This is a genomic window from Bradyrhizobium sp. NAS80.1, assembly GCF_001908205.1.
Classification (GTDB): Bacteria; Pseudomonadota; Alphaproteobacteria; order Rhizobiales; family Xanthobacteraceae; genus Bradyrhizobium.
Genome location: NZ_LGHL01000083.1, coordinates 1 through 15,958 on the forward strand (window position 1 = coordinate 1; position 15,958 = coordinate 15,958).

The 15,958-nt window shown below is 58.5% G+C and carries 13 protein-coding genes and 5 pseudogenes; 10 read left to right on the forward strand and 8 right to left on the reverse strand.

Going from position 1 to position 15,958, the window contains the following annotated elements; all coding sequences use genetic code 11:
- The 4 genes from AC629_RS19795 to AC629_RS19810 form a co-directional block, all read right to left on the reverse strand.
- A partial coding sequence (locus AC629_RS19795; RefSeq protein WP_349531133.1) for a c-type cytochrome occupies positions 1-458 on the reverse strand: 458 nt, incomplete at its 3' end.
- A 732-nt stretch (positions 459-1,190) separates the two neighbouring features.
- Complete coding sequence (locus tag AC629_RS19800; RefSeq protein WP_143199277.1) at positions 1,191-1,586, reverse strand: hypothetical protein; 396 nt, start codon at positions 1,584-1,586, stop codon at positions 1,191-1,193.
- A 21-nt stretch (positions 1,587-1,607) separates the two neighbouring features.
- Positions 1,608-2,009, reverse strand: a complete 402-nt coding sequence (locus AC629_RS19805) for a transposase family protein (RefSeq protein WP_168195535.1) — start codon at positions 2,007-2,009, stop codon at positions 1,608-1,610.
- An 81-nt stretch (positions 2,010-2,090) separates the two neighbouring features.
- Positions 2,091-4,244 carry a COG3415 family protein gene (locus AC629_RS19810; protein ID WP_084806706.1) on the reverse strand — a complete coding sequence of 718 codons (2,154 nt, stop codon included), beginning with the start codon at positions 4,242-4,244 and terminating at the stop codon, positions 2,091-2,093.
- On the opposite strand from AC629_RS19810, the pseudogene AC629_RS48810 reads away from it, so the two are divergent.
- Positions 4,198-4,470 (forward strand): annotated as a pseudogene (locus AC629_RS48810) (zinc ribbon domain-containing protein); the annotation flags it as partial. The gene AC629_RS19810 and the pseudogene AC629_RS48810 sit on opposite strands and share 47 nt — an antisense overlap.
- Positions 4,471-4,528: 58 nt before the next feature.
- Here the strand turns inward: AC629_RS48810 and AC629_RS19820 are convergent.
- Together AC629_RS19820 and AC629_RS19825 are read right to left on the reverse strand one after the other, a co-directional pair.
- Positions 4,529-4,720, reverse strand: a pseudogene (locus AC629_RS19820) (hypothetical protein); the annotation flags it as partial.
- A gap of 39 nt (positions 4,721-4,759) precedes the next feature.
- The gene (locus AC629_RS19825) at positions 4,760-5,128 is read right to left on the reverse strand and encodes a hypothetical protein (protein WP_084806707.1); all 369 of its coding nucleotides are present in this window, start codon (positions 5,126-5,128) and stop codon (positions 4,760-4,762) included.
- Between the two features lie 172 nt (positions 5,129-5,300).
- Here AC629_RS19825 and ku point away from each other — a divergent pair, with 172 nt between their 5' ends.
- The 3 genes and pseudogenes from ku to AC629_RS45450 form a co-directional block, all read left to right on the forward strand.
- Positions 5,301-6,230, forward strand: a complete 930-nt coding sequence (gene ku / locus AC629_RS19830; RefSeq protein ID WP_084806708.1) for a non-homologous end joining protein Ku — start codon at positions 5,301-5,303, stop codon at positions 6,228-6,230.
- 78 nt (positions 6,231-6,308) lie between these two features.
- The gene (locus AC629_RS19835; protein ID WP_084806709.1) at positions 6,309-6,554 is read left to right on the forward strand and encodes a hypothetical protein; all 246 of its coding nucleotides are present in this window, start codon (positions 6,309-6,311) and stop codon (positions 6,552-6,554) included.
- A 28-nt stretch (positions 6,555-6,582) separates the two neighbouring features.
- Positions 6,583-6,672 (forward strand): annotated as a pseudogene (locus tag AC629_RS45450) (cell envelope biogenesis protein TolA); the annotation flags it as partial.
- Here the strand turns inward: AC629_RS45450 and AC629_RS19840 are convergent.
- Positions 6,670-6,924, reverse strand: a pseudogene (locus AC629_RS19840) (acyl-CoA dehydrogenase family protein); the annotation flags it as partial. The pseudogenes AC629_RS45450 and AC629_RS19840 overlap by 3 nt on opposite strands.
- A gap of 510 nt (positions 6,925-7,434) precedes the next feature.
- The gene (locus AC629_RS19845) at positions 7,435-8,298 is read right to left on the reverse strand and encodes a LysR family transcriptional regulator (protein ID WP_084806710.1); all 864 of its coding nucleotides are present in this window, start codon (positions 8,296-8,298) and stop codon (positions 7,435-7,437) included.
- A 202-nt stretch (positions 8,299-8,500) separates the two neighbouring features.
- On the opposite strand from AC629_RS19845, the gene AC629_RS19850 reads away from it, so the two are divergent.
- From AC629_RS19850 to AC629_RS19875, 6 genes and pseudogenes are all read left to right on the forward strand, one after another.
- Entirely contained in the window at positions 8,501-9,436 is a 936-nt protein-coding gene (locus AC629_RS19850; protein ID WP_084806711.1) for a LysR substrate-binding domain-containing protein, read from the forward strand.
- Between the two features lie 361 nt (positions 9,437-9,797).
- Complete coding sequence (locus AC629_RS19855; protein ID WP_084806712.1) at positions 9,798-10,187, forward strand: hypothetical protein; 390 nt, start codon at positions 9,798-9,800, stop codon at positions 10,185-10,187.
- Positions 10,188-11,033, forward strand: a complete 846-nt coding sequence (locus AC629_RS19860; protein ID WP_084806713.1) for an alpha/beta fold hydrolase — start codon at positions 10,188-10,190, stop codon at positions 11,031-11,033.
- Between the two features lie 422 nt (positions 11,034-11,455).
- A complete protein-coding gene (locus tag AC629_RS19865) occupies positions 11,456-12,790 on the forward strand; it encodes an MFS transporter (RefSeq protein ID WP_084806714.1) in 1,335 nt (444 codons plus the stop codon).
- Positions 12,791-13,120: 330 nt separating this feature from the next.
- Entirely contained in the window at positions 13,121-13,948 is an 828-nt protein-coding gene (locus AC629_RS19870; protein WP_084806715.1) for an HpcH/HpaI aldolase/citrate lyase family protein, read from the forward strand.
- A gap of 57 nt (positions 13,949-14,005) precedes the next feature.
- A pseudogene (locus tag AC629_RS19875) lies at positions 14,006-15,958 on the forward strand (pyruvate carboxylase); the annotation flags it as partial.

A 15,958-nucleotide genomic window follows, 5' to 3' on the forward strand; every position in this document is an offset into this window, starting at 1 on the left:
CCAGACCCCACCGATCGCAGGAAAGAAACTATTCTTGCCCTGTCGTCGGTGGATGCGAGTCCGCCATACGGCTTCATGCTGTTGCCCGGCACCAGTTCATCGGGATTTGCGATGAAGCGCTCAAGCCTTTCTTCGTCCCACACGAAGCCTGCGTCCTTCATCGCGGTGGAGTAGCCAAAATTTGGCAGTGAACCCGCCTTCCTTCCGATGATCTTGAAGAGGTGAGGGCCTAACCGATTGTCGCCCTCCCGAGTCGTGTGGCAAGTTCGACAGGCATTGTTGAACGCTCGTTGTCCTGAAGCAGCGTCTCCGCGTTGCGGCAACGACTCCTGTCCGTAGGAAGATGTCAACACCATAAACGTCATCCCGCTCAGCGCAACGAGCGGGCGCAACCACTCAATGTAGTTTGAGCCTGCGTGTTGCAGCCAAGCGAACTTTGGCCAGGCGAGAAGCGTCATGAAGTGCCGAGGCGATTGTACCACTCAAGGCGGACTCTTGCGAAACACGTCGACCGTGAATGGGCCGTTCGGTGAAGGAAGCGCAGGCTGCCGTTAGCCGGTTCGTGCGATAACGCCGCCGAATCTACGATTGTGAAGGAGAAACCATAGTCAGATCGAATATGGAGCGGTAGTTAGAAGACCGTTGAAGTAGAGGAATGGGCGACAAAACGCGGCGTTTCTGGTACGGTGCCCAACAGCTGGCGAAATGAGAACCTGATAAGTGACTTGTGGGGACACTTTGAAAACGACTCGGCTATCTCATTGTTTTTCCTGGCCCCCCATTTTGAAAACGACTCGGTTTTGACTTTAAGAACGACTCGATCACCCCGTTCTCCGCTTTGAGAACGAATCGATCTTCTAAGTCACGAAGAACTAAGCGGAATTTGGCGTGATTTTTTCTGCAACTGGATCGCGCAACACAGACCTCTCGAAATAGAATCCGAAGACAGACCGGAGCGAGGTCACCCTGTTGCCGCCTGACGACGTGCTGTCGGAGCGTGAGTTCTAATCGAAAATGCCTCCCATCGGCATCGTCGAGCTCCGATCAGGGCATTGTTTTTCGATTGAATTGAGATGATGGGACCCGCGCCGTTCGTGGTTGAGATTACATGTCGAAACATAGCGAAGTTGGGAATCTCGATGCAGAGAACAGCTGACGGCGTCCGCCGCCCTGTGGACGCGGTCGTCGCACTAGTCCTCCGCTCGCGCGGATAGGTTCTCGCTCCAGCGGCCCGGGTCGTTGCCGCCCACGCGCTCGACCCTCGGAGTTGTCGCGGACTGCTGGGCCCACGAGCCGGTGGGATTCGCGCGGTCCAACAGCTCGCGCGCGACCTCACCCAGTCCAGCCGACAGCAACACAGATATCTGGAAGGCGTCGCGAGCGGCGAACACCTCCTCTGAGAGGCTATCGTCGAGCGGGCTGAGGGACGCATCGAGATCCCGCTTGAGATAGTCGTACCAGCCATTGAACCCTACCAGGCGAGCGGCGAGATCGAGGCACTCGGTGTGCTTGAGCTCGACGCCGAGTCCGCGCAGCACTCTCCGCAGCCGCTTCGCAAGGCCCCTCATGCGGTCTGGGGACATCATGATGATCATCTCGTGCTCATCTTACCAGTTGACGTTGCGAATGGTGGACGTGGTCGCGGCTCGGAACTGGCGCCAGCGCTCGATGTCGTGACCGAGCTCCATAAGCGTCGGGTAGTGCTTGTCGCGGAGGAAGCCGCCCAAATGGCGCAGGAGGCGCTCGGCGACGCTCTTCGTCTGCGGCGACGGCCCGTAGATGAGCGTGATGCGATGTAGCGGCGACCAGCTCTGGATTGGACGAAAGTGGTATTCACGGGCCCTGTCGACCCAAATCTCCTGCGGATATCCAGCTCGCCGGGCCAGGCGCTCCAGCGTGGCGACATCGTCATCAGCAATCGCTAGGGACACCGTCGCGCTCAGCGGTCGGCGCGTGCCAACGTCGACGACCAGCATGACGAGCGGCCTGTGGGCGAAATCGAGCATCATGAAATCGATCGCCCACGCGTGATTTGCGCGCATCGTCTGACGCACGGGCTCGTTCGGTATGAATTTGCGGTTGGGCGTCATTCAGCATTCCTTTCTTAGCTTCCGCGATTTAGCGAGGCGTTTCTGGACGTTGGCGGCATGCCGCGGAGCACGGTTGGTAAGCGCGAGACCGAAACGCTCGAGCGCATTCCAAACAGAGCTCATGCTGGTCTTCACGCCGCGGCCGGTGATAGCTTCATGGATCTCAGTGAGCTTGATGTTCGGCTTTGCCTCGACGAGCTCCCGGAAGAAGTCCCGGTGGTCGTCGAGAATGGAGCGGCGCTTGCGCCGGGCGGTGGCTCCGGTCTGGCGCCAGACCTCGATCCACCGGAATGCTTCGCAAGCTGGGACGCCCATCTCCTGCGCCGTCGCCCTGATACCAGCGCCAGCTGCGTACGCCTTTATTAGCCTCACCCTGACGCTATCGGCTTCGCCCGTGAGCGAAGCTTTCATCTGCGCAGTGTGAGCGACCAGTTCGTCCAGCAGCGGTTCGACGGCGAGGCGGAGGTATCCGAAGTCGCGATTGTCCTGGAGAGCGATCTCGGGTTGTACATTATTCGATCGCAACCAGGTCTTTACCCGCCGGGGATGCATCCCGCTGCGTCGCGCGACCTCGGGCACGAAGATGTAAACTCCGGCGAGGCGGTGAACCTCGCTAGTGGAGTAGGGCGTGTAGCCGGGGCCACACTGCGCCAGCAGGGCAGGCGTAGCGTGGGCCAATCGGGACAAGAAGGCTACGTCGACGTGCAGGATTTCCGCGGCGGTCGACAGGGCAATCCATTCGGGCGGTTTCGTATCCGACAGTGAATCGTGCCGGTGTTTGAAAACGCCTTGCACGAACACGTCGACGTCTTCGACGGCGAGGCTGAAGCGCAGGTTGCGACGTTTCGTCTGTTTGTCGAAGACCATGGCGTCACCGGCGATGATAGCGGAAATGATTGCCGCCCAGGGCGTCTCGCCGGCGCCGAGGGAGCGCGACGCGACAGCGATCGAATGGCACTTGTCGGCGGAGGGGCGGGCGGCGGCCCACACCTTGTCCATCAGGTTCTCGATCGAGGATTTACTGTACCCAGAATAGCCCGGCAGCAGGCCGCAGACCGGGCCCTCCAGGCGGCGGATCAGATTATGGTCGACGAGGCTCGGTAGCACGGTGAGCGGGAGCCCGAGCAGACCGGCCGCCGCAGTCTCGCTGACGGCGTCCTTCATCTGCAGCAGCAGCGGCATGACATCGCGGACCGCCATCCGGACCGGCGAACGGAGCGCTCGTGCGCGCACCACGGGAACGAGGCCGCTGTCGGCGAGGCGCTGCAGGATCGAGCGGCGGACGCCGAAGTTCTCCGCAAGCTGCTGGATCGTTAACATCGAGCTGCCTGCATCCAGGCCCTTGCGCACGTAGTCGCGACAGGTGATGTTCATGTTGACGTTGATCAAGCCGTCGAGCATGTCGCGGATGTCGGGCTCGATGTGCTTGTCGTAGTTGATGTAGGCCAACGGTCCCAATTCTTTGAGGCGGCCGAAGTGACAGGGGCGCTTCTCCATGTCGTCGCGGTAGCGCTCGCAGAGCCGGGCGAAGCCCTTGTCACCGCCGATGATGGCGCGGCCGGCGAGAGCGAGCAACTCCGGCGTCAGCGCTTCGAAATGCGCCCGGTGCTTGCTGCTGGAAAGGGCCTTGTTCGGATCCACAGTCAGGCCGCCTGCCAGGGACACGACGGTATCGAACAAGGCCCCATTGGAAAAGTCGCTCCAGGTCTCCGGCAGCAGACGGCGGGCCGCGTTCTTCTTGGCGGGATCCGGATCGACCAGGCCAACGACGAACTGATACGCCTCCTCGTCCTCGACTGGTGAGATCTCCTGCGGAAAGTCGCGCAAATCGACGTCGCATTTGTCGCAGAGGGTAGGAACGTCGCAACGTAGCCATCCGAGCTTCTGATCGCAGGCCTGACAGACGCCAAGCAGCTTCTCCTTGGTCTGCGGATCGAAAGCGATGGGACGGAGCTCCCAAAGCGCCCTGTGATACTGGGCGATTTCGAGCGCCTTGGGGGAGACCCGCCGATTTTTGCATTCGCGGAAGTGGTAGCGAAGTTCGGTGCCGAAGAAGTCCATGCTTTCGTGGCCGGAATGCGCGAACTCACCGATCTGGTAAGTGCGCGAGACGATGTGGGCCGACGGCGGGCCGATCGACCCGTCGCCGACCATCGATCAGGGCGTCAACGGCGGCTACGCCTGGCTCGAGATCGAGTGCTCGCGGTGCAAGACCCGGCGAGAGGTGGATCTCGCGGCGCTGCGCCATCCGCCGACCACGGCCGTCCACGATTTGGCGGGCCGGCTTCGCTGCAGCAAATGTGCTAAGGCCGGCCGCCGGCCCTCCGCCACGCTTCTGCAACTGACACCGCGCCCACGCCAGGCCGCTCCGGAGACTTGATCGTGTGCAATCTCTATTCGATGACGAAAAACGTCGACGCGATCCGGCGCCTGTTCGGCGCTCTCATCCGCTCGTTCCAGCTTTCGCAGAGAAGCTTGTCCGCCGTCCGGATCAGGGCCTCGCCCTTGGCGCGGGCCTCGGCGGACTGCGACGCGAGGATCTTCGTCATCGCGCGGGCCCGGCCGAGCTCCTTGGCGAGCGCCTTGCGGTCGCCGCCGCTCAGGGGCGTCGGGTGATGTTTCGGTGCCATGGCGGCATCCCGTTCTGATGCGTGCGGCCGCGCCGGCGATCACTCGAACGAAGGCCAGCAGCCGTCTTCTTCGTAGCGGCCCGTCCGTTGTTGGCAGGTGTTGTCGAGCAGACGCTGACCGACATCCCTCCAGACTGCATCCGGACCGTAGAGGCGGAGCGCATCGGCCTTCTGGATCTCGACGATGCGATCGCAGCGGCTGCAGGAGACCCGCAGCACGTGTCGGCCAATCTCGGACAACTTGCGCGCCTGGATTGGATTTCTGGCGGGACCGGCGTCGGCGCGCACGTCCTCGAGAAGCGCCGCCCAGTATGCGGGCGGCAGATCGTCGGCCGGGCCGACTGCGGGCGCGGGAGGGGCGTTTTTGGCGACGACAGGGGCGGTCGCCAGCTTCTGGATCTGTTTCATCGTCGGAAAGCGCCAACTGGCGGGGTCGGTCGGTCATGACTGAAATAGAACACAACAGGAACAAAACGTCTCGCCGAAAAAAGTGCCTTAGTCGGCATGCGAGACTGTCGGAACCATGGTCTACCGTTCGTCTTGAAATCCGAGCCGCCCGCCAACCGGAGTTCTGCGTACCATGGCCCCGCGCGCTAACTGGAAAGGCTTCCTGCGTCTGTCCCTCGTGACCTGTCCGGTAGCGCTCTACCCGGCAACCTCGGAGTCCGAGAAGGTCTCGTTCAACCAGCTCAACCGGCTGACCGGCCACCGGATAAAATACCTGAAGGTCGACGCCGATACTGGAGACGAGGTGGCCAACGAGGACATCGTCAAGGGCTACCAGCTCGAGAAGGATCAGTTCATCGAGGTGACGAAGGAGGAGCTCGAAGAAATCGCGCTGGAATCCACGCGGACGATCGAGATCGACGAGTTCGTCGACAGATCAGACATCGACCCACGCTACCTGATCCGCCCTTACTATCTGCGTCCGGACGGCAAGGTCGGACACGATGCCTTCGCCGTTATCCGCGAGACGATCAGGGAGATGGACAAGGTCGCCATCGGCCGCGTCGTACTGACCAACCGGGAGCACATCATCGCGCTCGAACCGTTGGACAAGGGACTCGTCGGCACGCTGCTGCGCTATCCCTACGAAGTGCGCGGCGAGCAGGAGTATTTTGACGAGATCCAGGACGTCAAAGTCACCAAGGACATGCTCGACCTCGCCAAGCATATTGTGAACCAGAAGGCGGGCACGTTCGACCCCGAGAAATTCGAGGACCACTATGAGGCCGCGCTGGTCGAGCTGATCAACCAGAAGCGTGCCGGCAAGACCATCCGCCCAAAGGAGCGGCCGAAGGGCGAGAACGTGGTCGATCTGATGGAAGCGCTGAGGCGCAGCGTCGGTGGCGCCTCGGCCGGGGCCAAGGCTCCGAAGGAGCCCGCCAAGAAGGCGAGGAAGGCAGCCCGCGGTCAGAAGGAAATGCTGATGCCGATCGCCGGCAAGAAGCCGGCGAAGGAGGCCGCGGCGAAGAAGCCGACGGCCAAGCCGCAGCGGAAGTCAGCGTAGTGCGATCATCACTGCGGTCGCGCAGGAACCAGGCGGCCCTGGGCCCGGTTGCTCCGCTGCGACCACAGGAGGATTGCCATGGACATGCGGGAAACCTCTGCGATGACGGAAGCCTCCGGTCTCATCGACGATCAGGAGGGCACCGCGCTCGCTCCCGGAGAGAGGACAGGCGAGGCGGCAGAGAATTCGCGATCGCTCCGCTCGCCTTCGTCGGATGCCGCGATCCGGTGGGCCGACCAGTTACGCAGCATCACCGTGAAGGCTCCGCTGCAATCGCTCCTGGTCGCGTTTCTGTTGGGGCTTTGGGTGGCTCGCCGGCGCTAGGAGGGCTGCGGACCGCGGCGCGGGCGTGATGCCGAGGAAGCTCAAGCCATTCCAGACATCGATCGGCTTCTACGACCTCGCGATCGGGGCGCCGTCGATGAAGGCGGCGCTGGAGGCCTCCGTTGCAGCCCGCACGCTGGATCTCTTCCAGGATCGCGGCCGCCGCCGAAAGCTTCAGGCCCGCACCGCCATATTCCTCGGGGATCAAGACCGAGAGATAGCCGGCCTCGGTCAGCGCATCGACGAAGACCTTGGGGTACGCCATCTCGCGATCGAGCTTGCGCCAGTATTCACCGGGAAACTGCGCGCAGAGCTTTGCGACGGCTTCGCGGATGTCGGCGTGATCTTCGGTCTGGTGTTCTCGACTCATGGCGTTCCCGTTCGTTGGGGCATGTGGACTAAGGTCTTCGGGGCCGGCCCGGCATCGACCAAGTTTCGACGCGCGCCTAGATCGCGACGTTGCGATCAGCGATCAAGGCTCGGGGCGCATGTAATCTTCGCTTTCAAAAAACCGAGATCTCCGTAGAGATCTCGGTAAGTTTGGCAGGAGCAGGTCGCACGGAAACGCCTCGTTGCTTTCGCGAAGAAAGAAGACGCTTGAGCGCGAGAACAGACAATTCGATATACCGAAGCGTCCGCGCGACGCTAACCTGACTAACTCTTAGCTGCCCCCGACGCACCTGCACCAATGATTTGGGGCGATAGCAGGTATCGTGCCCAGCTATATTCCCGTAGTAAAATCTTGGCTTTGCTAGAGCTCAAACTCAATCAGAGGCTCTAGGCGCGCTGGCTTTCCCGATTCATGGCGGGTGTGGATCGTGGGAGGTGTGGGATGCCGCTGTTCTGGTTCTCGGACACAAGTTCCTAGAGCCAATAGCGTTCAGCTTCTAAGGGGAAGATTTCGTTCTGCGCAATTTGCAAGGAAATCCATTGTCACCCGAACCGCTTTTGAACGCTTCACGTCCGGATACGTGACCATCCACAATTCTCGATTTGGCGGCTCTGACTCTATTGAAAGCCGCACCAAAGCATCATCTCGTTCCCCCATAAGTGTCGGAAGGACGGCAATTCCTAAGCCCGCGCGGGCTGCCGCCTGCTGTCCAAACAAGTCAGATGCTTCAAAAGCTATCGGTCGTCCTCCAATGTTGTGCCGAAGCCAAACCTGTTGAGGCGCTTGATCCAACGCTTTATCAAAAGCGATGAATTCCCATTGATTTGCCGGACGGTCCGCGTAGCCGGTGCGCGCATAAAGAGCGAACTTCATTGTTCCGATTTTACGTCCAACGGATCCTTTCTCAGTCGGCCTGTCCAATCGTAAGGCGATATCGGCATCACCGCGTCCCAACGCTACGAAACCCGGAGTCGCCAGCAGCACCAACTTCAGTTTCGGATACGCCGCATGTAGATCCATTACGTACGGGGCAATGCAGCAATTTGCGACCACTGGAGGCGCGCTTACTTTGACGGTGCCGGATAATGGCGACGTCGAGCCGCGCGCACATCGTTGGATAGCTTCAGCTGCATCCTCAATGCGCCGGGCTATCGCGGAGATGGCCAATCCCTCTTCGGTCAAAGGGCAGCTGCGTGGAAGTCTATCAATAAGACGGATGCCAAGAGCGGATTCCAGAGCCGTCACGCGACGTCCGACCGTCGCATGATCGACGCCCAGTTCTCGTGCTGCGCCCGCAAGGGTCCCAACCCGTCCCAAAACGATAAAGTGCCTCAAGTCCTGCCAGTCAAACATCGGTGAAATCCCGCACAGATACGGTGAGAAATTACCGAATTTTCGCGCGCCTGAGTAGTCCTTATCGTCTTTCTGGACCGACAGCTCTTAACTTCGGTAAAACGTAAAAAATCTCGAATCGGGCCGACGACTCTCCACTCCGCTTCTAGGTTGCTCGTTCTAGGTGCTCGCGTTTGGCGGTTACAAGAGTCGCGGATATTGTATGGAACTGCGCCAACTAAGATCATTCGTGCATATTGCCCAGCTCGGAAGCATCAGCCTTGCAGCTGAGCGGCTTTGCATCGTGCAGCCCGCCCTTACCCGCCAAATTCAAGCATTGGAAGTGGAGCTTTCCGCGCGGCTCTTCGTGCGGCATGGCCGCGGCGTGGTTCTGACCCCGCAAGGGGAATCGCTGCTTGCACGTGCCACTTCGATCCTTCTCGAGGTCGAGCGTGCTCGAGCGGAACTCAAGAGCGATAGCACTGTGTTAAGCGGAGAGATTTCATTCGGAATGCCACCTACCGTGGCAGACGTGCTCTCCGGCTCGCTTATTGAAAAGTTCTCTAACTTCCATCCGGGAGTGAAGCTCAGAGTGAATTCCGCGTATAGCGGGCACGTCTTGGAATGGCTTCAAAAGGGATCCCTAGACCTAGGCGTGCTGTACGAAGCTGCGCAGCAGCCGATGATTAAATCGCGCCCTTTGATTGTTGAGAGCCTGTTCTTGGTCGAAAGATCGAGCGGTAAAGAGCCAAACTCGGACGCCGTATGCTTTCATGATGTTGCGAGAGCGCGGCTGGTTTTGCCTAGCCGCCAGCACGGCTTACGCATCCTCATCGACAACGTTGCCATGAGGCATAACGTCCCGATCTCCACGGTGGCTGAAACGGATTCTCTGCCGGTTCAGATCGATTTGGTTAGACGTGGCTTCGGCGCGACGATCCTTCCGCTTGTGTCCGTGTTCGCGGGAGTGGCTGCAGGTGAATTTACGGCGCGTCCGATCGTCGAGCCAGAGATCACTAGACGATTGCTTCTTTCTCATGCCGTCGACCGGCCTCCGCAAGCTGCCACCCAGGCATTCGCAGAGACAATCGTGTCAGAGGTCATCGATCTAGCAGAATCTGGGAAGTGGCCTGGCGTTATTCCGAACAGTCACGATTGAGCTAGGAATAACCCGCGGTCATATATCTAGAACCTTCGGAAGCTCTCAAATGGTTTTGTTGCGCCCGCACCGATCATGCCTGTCCGCCATTTTCGTGCTCGGAAGAAGTACAACTGCCATCGTTTCGAGGAGCGGATGCGAGGCGGCCGAGTCATACCGATCTCACGATACTCGATAAAGTGTGAACCCGAGTGGCCGATGGCCGCAGTCGAGAGCGCCCATGGGTAACGATGTTGCGCCGGCATATCGCAAATAGCGAACTGGTGTTGGTGTTACGAACTGGTGTTGGTATTAGTTGTCTTTGACAAGCAGTATCCGCTCAACTTCTGATCAGAAATAAGAATTGGAGGACGCAAGAGAGATGGGAACATTCCCCGAAAGCGCTTGGGTGAGCGCATTCCAAGAACGGGTCAACTCCGATCCGGAGCTTGCCTTGACGGGCAAGAAGTTTACAGCGGACATTGGTGTCGCCTTTGGCGACGTGCGCTACGTCTTGAATGTTCGTCGCGGAAAACTCGAAAGCTTTCTTAGCTCGCCAGGGTTCGATGTGCCGACGAACTTCGGTATGCGCGCGCCAATAAGTGTGTGGCGCAAGTTCTTGGCGGACAATCCCCCTCCGCTATTTCATGACTTTTTTGCCATGCTCATGCGCGTGCCGGAGTTCGTTATCGATGGCAACACGCTTCAGGCGATGCAAAGCGCGAGGGCGCTCCACCGGATGATGAATCTGATGCAGGAAACGGGGAAATAAATGTCGAGTCTCGAAGGAATCGTTGGCCGGTACCTCAACGTTATTGTTGATGGCATGCCCTACCGCATCTACCTCGAGGAAGCGGGTTCGGGTATCCCGCTGCTTTGCCTGCACACCGCGGGGGCCGATAGCCGTCAGTATCGTCACCTGTTGAATGATCGAGAAGTGACGTCCAAGTTTCGCGTGATCTGTTTCGACATGCCCTGGCACGGGAGGTCAGATCCTCCGGACAATTGGTGGCTGACAACGTACGAGTTGAAGACGGAGCACTACCTCAAGGTTATTCGTGCGGTATGGGAAGCCATGGAGCTAGAGCGACCGGTTGTGATGGGCTGCTCTATGGGCGGGGCTATCGTCTTGCGCGTTGCAAGCGATTACCAGGACGAGCTTAGAGGCATTATCGGTCTCGAAACAGGAGCCTTCGCTCCGGGGCGATACAACGATTTCCTGCATCACTCGGCCGTTCACGGCGGTGAACTAGTGGCGACATATACATTCGGGCTCAACGCTCCCCAAAGTCCGGAAAAATGGAGACGGGCAAATTGGTGGTACTACAGCCAGTCGGGGCCGGGCGTCTATCGCGGCGATGTGATGTTCTACAGCTTCGATTGGGACGCGAGGGAGCATCTCAAGACCATCGACACAAAGCGTTGTAAGGTCAGTTTGCTTACCGGAATTTATGACTATTCTTGTACGCCCGCGATGACGCAGGAGGTCGCAACGGCGATCCCTGGGGCGCGCTATACGGAAATGAAGGATATCGGCCATTTTCCGATGATCGAGAATTATGATCACTTTCGCACGTACCTCATGCCAGAATTGGATGTCATGAGAGCCGACAAATAGCCCTTGATGCCATCGAGCGGATCGCGAGAGTCGATCGAGTTCGGTCTGGGCATCGGGCGTGGGAGCAATGCAAGAACCCGCGTGCGCGGGTTCTATCGTGCGCTTTGCGATGAATATGGGGTCGTGTCCCTCAGCGTTGTGAGGCCGGCTGAGTCGTCGCTCAACGGCACCATAGTTTCCAGTGTCATGTAGCCGGCGCGCTGAACGGCACGGCAGTCGATTCTGCGGAATAGGTTATTTCCAACGAGTTCAGCGCGGCATCTATTAAGACGCAGATGCGACTGTCATCGACGATCTCTCTCTCATGACGAGCGCAGCCTCGTCCAATGCATTTATCTGAGCGCGATAAGGTCCGTCGACGAAGAGCGGCGGTGAGGCAAAAAAGCACCAGCATCCCGCATGCTGTCAAAGGAGGAAGTCTTATGTCGTCGGTAGCGCAACAGTCGTCGCTTGCTGCGATCGAAGGGGTTCGAGCCAGCGGGCAAGCCGCGGCCGTCAAGGGAGCAGTCCTATCCGAATTCATCGACCTGTTCGATATATATCTACCAGCAATCGTTTTGACGCCGGTACTTTTCTATTTCCAGCCCTCAGTCATGGATGAGAGTACTCAGGCTATCCTGGCCTCTCTTGTTTTTGTCACAACGATGCTTGGCCGCCCGATTGGCTCGCTATTTTTCGGTCTCATCGCCGACACTTTAGGCCGGCGAATGGCATCGATCTACTCCGTTGCAGGATTTGGATTGTTCACCTTCCTAATCGCACTCTTGCCGGGTTACGATACGATCGGCATCGCTTCCTTCTGGTTGCTACTGTTGCTGCGCTTTCTAGACGGCATCTGCCTTGGCGGCGGGTATACCGGAGCGATCCCGCTAGCATTCGAATACACTAAGAAAAACGAGCGCGGGTTTGTGGGCGGGCTGATTCTAGCTGCCTTTCCAGCGGCCTATATCGCGATCAACCTCGTTTCCATGCTGATGTTTGCCCTTTTCCCATTAGAGGGCCCGACATCGCCCTATGTGGAATGGGGATGGCGCATTCCCTTCATCCTTGGAGCGGCGTTTGCCGGGCTGCTGCTGCTGTATTACATCTACAACGTAGCGGAGTCGGAGATCTGGCAGAGGAAGGCCGGCCCACGAAATAGGATGAAAATATCGGACCTTTTCCGTGGAAGAAGTGGAAGAGATCTCACGCAGATCCTCGTGATGATGACGGGCTTTTGGTTGACCCAGAACATTATCACAATCTTTGTACCGACAACTTTGTTGACCCAATTTCTCCATCTCTCCAGGTTCGAATTGACGTCGACGATGCTGCTCTCGTATGCGGTTCTGATGTTCACGTACATCGCCTCAGGGATGATCGGACAGAAGATTGGACGTAGACGGTTTTTCGTAATCGCCGGACCACTGATCGCCACCGTAGGTTCAGGGATACTGTACATTCTGGTCTCTGCGCAGGGGTTGTCACTTCCTACCACGATGTTTCTTGTGTGCCTCATGTCGGTGCTAGTCACCTCTCCCTGGGGCGTACTCGTCACCTATATCAACGAGCGCTTTGCTACAGACGTACGCGCGACCGGGTTCGGCTTCGGCTACAGTCTTTCGGTCATCATCCCGTCCTTCTATGCCTTCTATTTGAACTGGATCGGCAAAATCATGCCATTCCACCTCGCACCAGTACTTCTGCTGTGTCTCGGCGGACTGATCGGTGCGCTCGGCGCCGGCCTGGGGCCAGAAACGAAGGACGTCGACCTTTGAGATGGCGTCACGCACATGGTGGACTGCTCCGCAGTAATCTGGCTGCGGCTCGACCACTACGTCTACGCGCCACCGCCGTCGCGGTGAACCCGAATGTCTGGCTGGGCCGCCTCATGCCGAACGCGCCGACGGGATCTTTTCTCCGGCCGTGTCCACCACCGCAGCAGACCGATATGCTGTTCGAACATTTCTGAAATCAGAACGAAATCGTTTGGAGCGGTCCAAAGATGACCTATCGTTCGGGTCTCCGCGCAGTGTTGTGGCCTGTGGAGACGTCTCGACTGTGGTCGCCGATGAAAATGGAGGGCGCGTCATGATCGCGACTGGTCAATGGTAACTCCGGCTGTCGCGGCCTGCATTGCTCCACTTTTCGTACCTGGCGATCGACCGGAGCGATTCGCGAAGGCCGCGGTATCGGGGGCAGACGCGGTAATTATTGATCTAGAGGATGCGGTGTCGCCGTCCCAAAAGGCTCGCGCTAGAATTTCTCTCTCCGGCCCGCTCCCGTCGCGCACAATCGTAAGAATAAATGGTCCGCAGACCGTTTGGTTCTCGTCCGACCTTAAAGCGATTGAGGGACTGCCTCTGGCGGGCGTAATGGTCCCAAAAGTTGAATCAGCCGGGGAGGTGAGTTCCATCCGCGCCGCTTTGGGGGACGTGGCCATCTTCGCCATCGTTGAATCGGCCCGTGGACTTTCGGAGTGCAAGTCTATCGCTGTGGTCGCGGATCGGCTTGCGTTTGGATCGATTGATTTCGTGGCAGACTTGGGCTGCAGCCATGAACGAGAATCGCTGTTATGTGCTCGCAGCGATCTCGTTTTAGCGTCGCGACTATCGAATCTGCCTCCGCCGCTCGACGGTGTCACCCTCGAAATCGATGATACTGCCCGCATTTCGGACGACGCTCGCTATGCGGCATCCCTAGGGTTTGGCGGGAAGCTTTGTATTCATCCGCGCCAAATCAGTCCCACTCGTGCCGGATTCCATCCGACCAAGTCGGAGCTGGAATGGGCGGAGTCGATCCCGCTGGACGGCACGGGAGTCGTGTCCATTGGCGGAAAGATGATCGATGAGCCTGTCCGCCTGAACGCAAAGCGGATACTTGCGCGGGCAAAAGCCTGCAGCGAATGCGACGGGGACGCCGCCCCGCGCACTTAAGCTATCAAGGCTTGTCTTGCCAGTGCGGTTGCCAACCATTTTTGAGGAACGGATAGAATGATCCGGCGTCTGCTCGTAGCAAATCGCTCGGAAATCGCGATAAGGGTATTTCGCGCCGCGACGGCACTGGGGATTAGAACATTTGCCGTCTATGCGGAAGAAGACGAGCTCTCTCTGCACCGCTTCAAGGCGGATGAGGCTTACTTGATCGGCAAGGGGCGGGGGCCAATTCAAGCGTACCTTTCCATCGATGAGCTAATTCGCGTCGCAAAAGACCATCAAATCGATGCTATTCATCCGGGTTACGGATTTCTCGCAGAGAGCCCCGAGTTCGCCGCCGCTTGTGCTCACGAGGATATCGCCTTTATCGGTCCGTCACCTGCGACCATGCGAATGCTGGGCAACAAGGTGAAGGCGCGCAATTTGGCGATCTCCTGCGGCATTCCGGTTACGCCGGCAAGTGGTCCACTGCCGGACGATCCAGAAGCAATATTGTGGGCAGCTAAAGCCGTCGGCTTTCCGATAATGGTGAAAGCGTCATGGGGTGGTGGTGGGCGCGGCATGCGGCCCATTGATACGGAAGACACACTGGTCGACGCGGTAAAGTGAGCTAAACGGGAAGCCAAATCGGCGTTTGGCAAGGATGAAGTCTATCTAGAAAAGCTGGTGCGGAACGCTCGGCACGTCGAGGTCCAGATTCTGGGAGATAAGCATGGCAACGTCGTGCATTTGTTCGAACGTGATTGTTCCATCCAGCGACGAAACCAAAAAATAATCGAGCGGGCGCCGGCGCCATATTTGAATGGTGCCGCGCGCGAGGCGCTGTGTGAATCCGCATTGAAGATCGCCAGAAGTACGCAGTATGTCGGGGCAGGCACCGTTGAATTCCTTTTAGACGTGGATACCGACGACTTCTACTTCATCGAAGTCAATCCGCGAATTCAGGTCGAGCACACCGTGACGGAAGTCGTGACGGGTCTCGATCTCGTGAAGGCGCAGATCAGGATCGCGGAAGGCGGCCAAATCGGTAATACGAAGGAAACCGGCATTCCGGCGCAGGCTGATATTCGATTGTCAGGTCACGCATTGCAGTGCCGGATCACCACGCAGGATCCCGAGAACAACTTTACACCCGATTGTGGTCGTATCTCGACCTACCGGGGCGCGGCCGGTTTCGGTATTCGCGTCGATGGTGGTAGCGCCTATCCCGGTGCGGTTGTGACCCAGTTCTATGATCCGATGCTCGAAAAGGTGACGGCGTGGGCACCGACATCCAGCGAGGCTATCGATCGGATGGCGAGGGCGCTGAGCGAGTATCGCATTCGTGGGATCGCAACCAATCTCGCGTTTTTGCATAATGTCACGATGCACCCAAATTCCGCGCTTGCGACTATACGACCCGGTTATTGACCAGACGCCGGCGCTCTTCGATTTTCAAGGCCGCCAGGACCGCGCAACGAAGCTTCTGGCGTGGATCGCCGAAGTTACCGTCAATGACCATCCGGACGTCAAGGGACGTGCGCGACCATCCGCAGAGGCGCGAGAACCCAGCATTCCGAGTTTTGACTCTTCTGTTGAACCCGGTACGCGTCAGATATTTGAGCGTCTCGGGCCCAAAGGCTTCGCTGAATGGATGAAGTCCGAGACTCGCTTTCTAATAACCGATACAACCATGCGCGATGCGCACCAGTCGCTGCTGGCGACGCGCGTTCGAAGCAGGGACATTGTGAGCATTGCGCCATCTTACGCGGCCGGTCTCTCGAATTTGCTGTCGCTTGAATGTTGGGGCGGAGCGACTTTTGACGTCGCGATGAGATTCTTGTCCGAGGATCCTTGGGAACCATTGGCCCAGATTAGGGCGAAAGCACCCAATATTCTCACACAGATGCTGCTCCGAGGTGCAAATGGTGTCGGCTATACGAACTACCCTGACAATGTGGTTCGCTTCTTTATCGATCAGGCAGCCAAAGCCGGAATGGATATCTTTCGATATTTGATTGCTTCAACTGG

Coding starts and splice junctions, on each gene's coding strand:
- AC629_RS19800 (WP_143199277.1), bottom strand. CDS start 1,586: ATGATGTCCCCAGACCGCATGAGGGGCCTTGCGAAGCGGCTGCGGAGA.
- AC629_RS19870 (WP_084806715.1), top strand. CDS start 13,121: ATGGTAACTCCGGCTGTCGCGGCCTGCATTGCTCCACTTTTCGTACCT.
- AC629_RS19865 (WP_084806714.1), top strand. CDS start 11,456: ATGTCGTCGGTAGCGCAACAGTCGTCGCTTGCTGCGATCGAAGGGGTT.
- AC629_RS19860 (WP_084806713.1), top strand. CDS start 10,188: ATGTCGAGTCTCGAAGGAATCGTTGGCCGGTACCTCAACGTTATTGTT.
- AC629_RS19825 (WP_084806707.1), bottom strand. CDS start 5,128: ATGAAACAGATCCAGAAGCTGGCGACCGCCCCTGTCGTCGCCAAAAAC.
- AC629_RS19810 (WP_084806706.1), bottom strand. CDS start 4,244: ATGGTCGGCGACGGGTCGATCGGCCCGCCGTCGGCCCACATCGTCTCG.
- AC629_RS19805 (WP_168195535.1), bottom strand. CDS start 2,009: ATGATGCTCGATTTCGCCCACAGGCCGCTCGTCATGCTGGTCGTCGAC.
- AC629_RS19835 (WP_084806709.1), top strand. CDS start 6,309: ATGGACATGCGGGAAACCTCTGCGATGACGGAAGCCTCCGGTCTCATC.
- AC629_RS19850 (WP_084806711.1), top strand. CDS start 8,501: ATGGAACTGCGCCAACTAAGATCATTCGTGCATATTGCCCAGCTCGGA.
- AC629_RS19855 (WP_084806712.1), top strand. CDS start 9,798: ATGGGAACATTCCCCGAAAGCGCTTGGGTGAGCGCATTCCAAGAACGG.
- ku (WP_084806708.1), top strand. CDS start 5,301: ATGGCCCCGCGCGCTAACTGGAAAGGCTTCCTGCGTCTGTCCCTCGTG.
- AC629_RS19845 (WP_084806710.1), bottom strand. CDS start 8,298: ATGTTTGACTGGCAGGACTTGAGGCACTTTATCGTTTTGGGACGGGTT.